Below are 5,981 nucleotides of genomic sequence, written 5' to 3'. Positions count from 1 at the left end.
CCCCCCCCCCCCCCCCCCCCCCCCCCCCCCCCCCCCCCCCCCCCCCCCCCTCCCCAACCAAACACCCCCCCCCCCAGATTAGCGAGTGTCTCGTGGGCTCGGAGATGTGTATAAGAGACAGCTCCCCTGCTCCCCCGCTCCCCTCGCGTCCCCAACATTCGTCACGAATGTGCACTCCCAGCGCCTCCAACCCCACATTCGTCACGAATGTGCACTCTCAGCGCCCTCAACCCCACATTCGTCACGAATGTGAGCCGAGCCGGGGACCGGGCCGGGGGCGTCAGCTCGGGATGCGCGTGAGCACCACGAACTCGTTGTACGTGAACGCTTTGCCCGCGAACCGCGGCAGCGGGAAGGAGTACTCGCGCTCGACCGTCAGGCCCAGGCGGTCCGCGAGCCGGTGCAGGCCCGCGAAGTCGGTGAACGCGATGTGCGTCGGGTCGCTGGCGTAGCCGCGCTCCTGCGGCGTGATGAAGAGGACGTGGCCTCCCGGCTTCACGTACGGCAGGTAGGTCCGCACGAGCTCCACCGCGAAGTCCGGATCGACGTGCTCCACGACATGGGCGAGGAGGAGGGAGTCGAACGCACCGGGGACCGCGTACTCGGTCGACGGGAACTCGGCACTCGTGAACGCGGTCAGCCCGCGGGCGCGCGCGATCGCGACCGACTCGGGGTTGTGGTCCACTCCCACGCCGTTGTTGCCGAGATGGGCGAGATTGCGGCCCAGGCCGCTGCCGACATCCAGCACCCGTCCGAGGTGGAGCCGGCGGATGTTCCAGCGGTACGGCGCCTGCACGTTCAGCGTCCGCCGCCACCAGGAGGTGTCCAGCCGGCGCAGGCGCTCCGCGTAGTCGGCGCCCGCCGTGTCGCTGCCGTTCGGCTGAGCGCGGCCGCGCAGGCGGTCGTCGCCGCCGTCGCCGCTCTCGTCGCCGCCGGTCGCGCCGGACATCAGCTGGCTCGGTCCGTAAAGTGCATACGCCCACGGTAGGGCACGCGGTACAGCGCCTTCAAAGCAAAGTCCCCCTACGATTCATCTGAGAACTGTCCACTGTTCGATGGGATGAAGCTGAATGGCAACTGGCAGGGGACCGGCCGGTCCGACGAAACGCGACCGACGTGAGGAAGCCCGCGAGACCGCCAGGCGGATGCGCGAAGAAGCGGCGAAGAAGGCCAAGCGCCGTAAGGTCGTCATCCAGAGTTCCGTCATCGGCGGAGTCATCGCGGTGCTCGCCATCATCGGCGTCATCGTCTTCACCACCGTCGGAGCGGGCGGCGGCGGTGCCGCCAATCCGAAGAACATGCTGAGCGGCGGCATCCTGCTGCAGTCCCCGACCACGGCGGTCACGACGGCGGCCATCACGAGCGGCGCGAAGCCCACGCCGACGACGACGCAGCTCGACGGCAAGACCGCGCACATCCAGATCTGGCTCGACTACCAGTGCCCGTTCTGCGACCAGTTCGAGACTACGAACGACGACCAGATCAAGCAGTGGCTGACCGATGGATCGGCGACCCTCGAGATCCACCCGGTCGCGATCCTCGACAGCACGGCGAACAAGCAGTACTCGACGCGCGCCGGTGCCGCTGTCTCGTGTGTCGCGAACTCGAAGCCCGAGAAGTTCTGGGATGTCAACTCGGCACTGTTCGCCAAGCAGCCCGACGAGCAGACCGGCGGCGGCCTGAGCAACGCGCAGATCCTGTCGATCTTCAAGGATGCGGGAGTCAGCTCCAAGGCGATCACGGACTGCGTGAACAAGCAGACCTTCGCCTCCTTCATCGGCGACATGACGCAGGGCGCGACCACGAACTCGCAGCTGAAGAACCCGACCTCGGGCGGCTTCGGCACCCCGACCGTGTTCGTCAACGGCGAGCGCTACCAGGGCGGCTTCACCGACGCGGCCCAGTTCGCAGCGTTCAAGGACACCGCGGTGAAGGACGCCGGCTCCGGCAAGTCCATCACCTTCCCGACCTCGAAGTAGTCCCCGCGCCCCACCATCGAGTACACGAAGACTGCACGCGACACGCCGAAGCGGCGTGCAGTCTTTGTGTACTCGGCGGTGGGGCGGTCGCGTTTGGAGGTGTACGGTCCCAGGCGACGGGATGCGGATACGGAGAGCCGAGGAGGGGTTGCGGATGGAGCGGGTACCGGAAGACGGCGTGGACGATGTCGAGGTCGGAGAGACGGATGCCGGTGAGACGCCCGGCTGGTCGGACCCTGCCGACGGCGACACGGACTACGCACTGAACGACCGCGAGGCCGAAGCCGACTTCGCGGACGAACTGGTCACGAACGACGCGGTCGCCGGCGAGACGGTGTGGCCGGGTCCGGGCGACGGCAACAACGGACCCACCGGCGGCCAGGCCCGCGAAGCCGAGCCCGTCTACGACGAGCACGGCGACGACGACGCGGATGCCGGAGTGCTGACCGAGGACGACGTCGAGGACGAGGGCATCTAGCCCGGCGCTACCAGCGCCTCCACCACTCCCCGCGCGCTGCGCTCGAGGAACCCGACGATCTCCTCCGACGGCAGGTCCGTGCCGATCGCGCTCTCGACGAGCGCCTCCTCGGCGAACGCGATCCACGACCGCAGGGCGATGCGGAGCATCCGGGTGTCCGGGACGCCGAGCTCCAGGAAGACCGCGATCACGCGCTCCGCCTGCTCGCCGCGCGCCTCCTCGACGACCTGGCGCACCTCCGTGTCCCCGGAGGCGACACCGCGCACGAGCGAGTAGAACGTGCCGCTGTGCTCCCGGACGAACGTCACGATCCGGGCGAGCGTGTCGTGGAGCCGGTCCAGCGGGGCCAGCCCGGCGACGGGCTCCGTGGCGTGCAGCATGCTGTCCCGCGCGGTGCGCACCACATCCCGGTGCAGTCCCTGCTTGGAGCCGAAGTAGTGGAACAGCAGGCCGCGCGAGACGCCCGCTCGCGCCGACAGCTCCTCGATCGACAGGTCCTCCAGCGGATTGTCCGCGAGGAACGCCACACCGAGCGCCACGAGCTGCGCCCGGCGCTCGTCGGGCGTGAGCCGAGTGCGCCGGTCGGTCTCCATGCATCGAGCCTAACCGCCGCCTCTGCGAACAGGATGCGCCATCCAACTATTGACAGGCGGTCAATAACGTCTAAGCTCACTCCTGGACTGACTGCGCTGTGGCTGTCAAGTCCCCCGAACAGGAGGATCGATGAAGTTCCGAAAGCTCGCCGGCTCGCACGCCGGGCGGATCGTGCTCGCCGCCGTCCCCGTCGCCGTCGTCTCCACCCTGCTCATGGCCGGAGTCGCGCAGGGCGCCGTTCCCGTCTCGTTCGCCGTGTCCGGCAGCCAGTTCCAGATCAGCGCATCCAAGCTCGACGGCACCGGCTTCTCGCAGTACGCCGGCGTCGCCCCCGACACCGCGGGCAAGAACCACCAGGTCGCCATCGCGAACATCAAGTCCGCGACGCTCGCCGACCTCTGCCAGTCGGTCGTCACCGACACCCCGATGGGCAAGGTCGGGATGCTGATCACCGCGGGCGGCGGCGGCAACCCCGCCTCCGCGTCCGACCTGCAGATCGGGATGACGGACCTGAAGGGCGACTCCGAGTTCCACAACATCCGCATCGGCGTGGATGCCTCCACCGTGAACACGACGGCGAAGGGATCGGCGGGCGACTTCGCGCAGGACTCCGACACGGTGACGATCACGAACCTCCAGCAGACCGCGTGGAGCACGCAGGCCTCGGTCTTCACCCTCACCGGCATGCACGTCCAGCTGACCGACGGCTCGAAGGGATGCTTCTGATCGTGGCCGCCGCGCATGCGATCGGCGGGGAGCCGGCCCGCGATCCTGGACCGGATTCGGTGAGAACCCGCTTCCGCGCCTGGCGCCGCAGACGCCCGTTCGTCGGCGGGCTGCTGACGGCCCTCGGCGGCGTCGAACTGTTCTTCTCCGGCCAGCTCGACATCGGCAAGATCCACGTGCAGCTCGGCATCGAGGGGCTGCAGGCGACGATCATCCCGATCCTGCTCGTGCTGCTCGGGATCCTCGTGATCGCGATGCCGGCGCATCGCATCTTCTACGGCGTGATCGCGCTCGCGGTCGCCGTCTACTCGCTCGTCGGGGTGAACCTCGGCGGCTTCTTCGTCGGGATGCTGCTGAGCACCGTCGGCGGCATCCTCACCGTGGCGTGGATGCCGAAGAAGGTTCGCGGAGACGCGGACGCGGATGTGGATGCGGGTCTCGCTGCGGACGGGGATGCGGACGCCGATGTCGATGCGGACGCAGAAACGGATGCCCACGTGAATGCGGACGCGGAGGCTGCCGGAGCCCCGCCCGCAGCCCGCGCGGACGGGACCGTCGCATGAAGCGGTCGGGCTCCGGCGTCGTCGCAGGCGCCCTGATCGCGTGCATCGCCGCCAGTATCGCCGGCCTGGGCGCCGCCCGGGTGCCGACCACCGCCCCTGCCGCTCTATGCATCCCGCTCCTCATGACCTGCGGTTCGCCGAGTCCGACTCCGTCGCCCGCTCCCAGCGGAACCCTCCCCGGAGTCCCCGGCCTCCCGCCGCTTCCCGGCGCCCCCGCCGTACCGGGCACGCCCGGCGCCTCCACGACCCCCGCTCCCGGCACGACCGCCCCCGCTGCGCCCGCCCTGCCGCTCGGAGCGGACGCCGGCGCACCCGTCTTCACCCAGCCCGCCGCGCAGCTCGGCAGTCAGTCCCTGTCGTTCTCGGGCCTGAAGAGCATCACCGTCGTGACGGTCCCGCTCGCCGACGGCAGCCGCATCCCCGTGCTCAAGATCTCGGCGGACAGCATCACCATCGACGGCTTCAGCCTGACCGTGCGGAAGGCGACCGGACCGAAGCTCGCGACGACCGCCGACCAGATGGCGCTGCGCGGCAACGTGCAGGTCTACCTCGACTCGGCGACGGCCACGGGATCGGACGGAAAGTCGTACACCCTGGGTGCGGCCACGCCTCCCCCGGCCGACGGCCTCCCGACGCAGCTGCTGCGCGTCACGCTGGGCCTCGTCGGAGTCACCGCCGACAGCATCCACTTCACGAACCCCCACCAGCACCTGACCGATTAGCGGTCTTCCGAGAGCGGAGTGCGTGGTCGGCAGTGGATGAGCCGGCCGGCAATGGATGTGGCGTGCAATAATTGAGCGCAGTCAGTTTTCAGCGCGAGGAGTTCCCATGACGTCGACATCCGTCTCGCCCGGCCGCCGCGAGCGCAACAAGCAGGCCAAGCTCGAACGGATCACGCAGGCGGCGTCCGAGCTGTTCTCCCAGCACGGCGTCGACGAGGTCACCACCCAGCAGATCGCGGAGGCGGCCGACGTCGGGGCCGGCACGCTCTTCCTCTACGCGAAGACGAAGGGCGAGCTCTTGCTGCTCGTCCAGAACGTGAACTACGCGCACAGTCTCGAGATCGGCATCCGTGCGGCCCGCGCGGCGACGGACGCCCTGGAGGGAGTCGTCGCGATCGTCACGCCGATCGTCGAGTGCAACCGCGTCCAGGTCGAGAACGGGCGAACCTATCTGCGCGAGCTCGCCTTCGGTGACGCGAGCGAACCCCACCATGCCGAGGCGCTCTCGATCGTCGCCCGGACCGAGGAGGCCGTCGCCCACGTGCTGACGGATCTCGCCGGACGGACGGAGACCGACGCGGCCCTGCTCGCACACGTGGTCACGGCGGTCATGCTCCTCGCGATGGCCCTCGCCGCCGACGAGTCCGTGGAGGTGGCGGAGGTCGTCGAGGGGATCCGCGCCCAGCTCGAGACCATCCTGGCGCGCTGACCCGCGCGGGTGCACTGATCGCCGCGACCCCGCGGGTCACGGCGATCAGACGGCGGGTCAGGCGGCGAGGAACGCCGCTGCGACGGGCGCGAACTTCTCCCAGTACTGGAAGATGGCGCCGTGACCCGAGTTCGGGTAGATGATCAGCTCGGATCCGGCGATCCGCCGGTGCAGGTCGTGCGAGAGCACGGAGGGGACCATCCGGTCGTT

At 69.3% G+C, this 5,981-nt stretch carries 9 protein-coding genes; 6 read left to right on the top strand and 3 right to left on the bottom strand.

What is annotated here, in order from left to right; all coding sequences use genetic code 11:
* Positions 1 to 280: 280 nt before the first annotated feature.
* The gene (locus ACPYOG_RS18360; protein WP_481295585.1) at positions 281 to 949 is read right to left on the bottom strand and encodes a class I SAM-dependent methyltransferase; all 669 of its coding nucleotides are present in this window, start codon (positions 947 to 949) and stop codon (positions 281 to 283) included.
* A 121-nt stretch (positions 950 to 1,070) separates the two neighbouring features.
* Here ACPYOG_RS18360 and ACPYOG_RS18355 point away from each other — a divergent pair, with 121 nt between their 5' ends.
* Together ACPYOG_RS18355 and ACPYOG_RS18350 are read left to right on the top strand one after the other, a co-directional pair.
* Entirely contained in the window at positions 1,071 to 1,979 is a 909-nt protein-coding gene (locus ACPYOG_RS18355; RefSeq protein WP_481295584.1) for a DsbA family protein, read from the top strand.
* Positions 1,980 to 2,133: 154 nt separating this feature from the next.
* On the top strand, positions 2,134 to 2,457 hold the full coding sequence (locus tag ACPYOG_RS18350; RefSeq protein ID WP_481295583.1) for a hypothetical protein: 324 nt from the start codon (positions 2,134 to 2,136) through the stop codon (positions 2,455 to 2,457).
* Here the strand turns inward: ACPYOG_RS18350 and ACPYOG_RS18345 are convergent.
* Positions 2,454 to 3,050 (bottom strand): TetR/AcrR family transcriptional regulator, encoded by a 597-nt coding sequence (locus ACPYOG_RS18345; protein WP_481295582.1) that lies wholly within the window; start codon positions 3,048 to 3,050, stop codon positions 2,454 to 2,456. The genes ACPYOG_RS18350 and ACPYOG_RS18345 overlap by 4 nt on opposite strands.
* 130 nt (positions 3,051 to 3,180) lie before the next feature.
* On the opposite strand from ACPYOG_RS18345, the gene ACPYOG_RS18340 reads away from it, so the two are divergent.
* The 4 genes from ACPYOG_RS18340 to ACPYOG_RS18325 all read left to right on the top strand — a co-directional run bounded on the left by ACPYOG_RS18340 (position 3,181) and on the right by ACPYOG_RS18325 (position 5,771).
* Positions 3,181 to 3,777 (top strand): DUF6230 family protein, encoded by a 597-nt coding sequence (locus tag ACPYOG_RS18340; RefSeq protein ID WP_090040472.1) that lies wholly within the window; start codon positions 3,181 to 3,183, stop codon positions 3,775 to 3,777.
* The gene (locus tag ACPYOG_RS18335; RefSeq protein WP_481295581.1) at positions 3,768 to 4,340 is read left to right on the top strand and encodes a DUF6114 domain-containing protein; all 573 of its coding nucleotides are present in this window, start codon (positions 3,768 to 3,770) and stop codon (positions 4,338 to 4,340) included. Before ACPYOG_RS18340 ends, ACPYOG_RS18335 begins: the two co-directional genes overlap by 10 nt.
* A complete protein-coding gene (locus tag ACPYOG_RS18330; protein WP_481295580.1) occupies positions 4,337 to 5,062 on the top strand; it encodes a hypothetical protein in 726 nt (241 codons plus the stop codon). The genes ACPYOG_RS18335 and ACPYOG_RS18330 overlap by 4 nt, the downstream gene beginning before the upstream one ends.
* A gap of 106 nt (positions 5,063 to 5,168) precedes the next feature.
* Complete coding sequence (locus tag ACPYOG_RS18325) at positions 5,169 to 5,771, top strand: TetR/AcrR family transcriptional regulator (RefSeq protein ID WP_481295579.1); 603 nt, start codon at positions 5,169 to 5,171, stop codon at positions 5,769 to 5,771.
* A gap of 57 nt (positions 5,772 to 5,828) precedes the next feature.
* Here ACPYOG_RS18325 and ACPYOG_RS18320 read toward each other — a convergent pair.
* The coding region (locus tag ACPYOG_RS18320) for an alpha/beta fold hydrolase (RefSeq protein ID WP_481295586.1) at positions 5,829 to 5,981 on the bottom strand (153 nt) is incomplete at its 5' end.

The sequence above is a fragment of the Leifsonia sp. HAY1-4F genome, assembly GCF_056755275.1.
The sequence above is the reverse complement of the archived record's forward strand: the minus strand, read 5'-3'. Positions and strand labels throughout refer to the sequence as shown.